This window comes from Allobosea sp. 05T439 (assembly GCF_056396005.1).
In genome coordinates, this window is sequence record NZ_JBFTKP010000156.1 from 1 (window position 1) to 435 (window position 435).

The following is a 435-nucleotide window of genomic DNA, read 5'->3' on the forward strand; positions in this document are numbered from 1 at the left end:
GCGCGGGCCCGCGCCCGCTGCTGCTTCGCGGCCATCTCCTCGACCGCCGCGTGCCCGAGCGTCTCGGTGCTGACAGGCTCGGCTCCGTCCTGCACGGCCGGCTGCCCGTCGTGCCCCACGCCGTCCAGCAGCGACTCGTCGAACGGCCGTGCGCCGGAGAGCACCTGATGCACCTGCTCCGCATCGATCTGCTTCGTCCAGGTGCCGATGAGGATCGTGGCGACGGCGTTCCCCGTGAAGTTGGTCAGCGCGCGCCCTTCAGACATGAAACGGTCGATCCCCACGATCACTCCGACCCCGTTCACGAGATCGGGACGGTAGGCCTGCAGGCCACCGGCGAGGGTCGCGAGTCCGGCGCCGGTGACGCCGGCCGCGCCCTTGCTCGCGATGATCATGAACACGAGCAGGCCGATCTGCTCCGGGATGGACATCGGC

The 435-nt window shown here is 70.3% G+C and carries 1 protein-coding gene; it reads right to left on the reverse strand.

Annotated elements, in window-relative coordinates; translation table 11 throughout:
* Nucleotides 1–435: cation:dicarboxylate symporter family transporter (locus AC1DIO_RS35515; RefSeq protein WP_476854974.1), on the reverse strand; the 435-nt coding region annotated here is incomplete at both ends.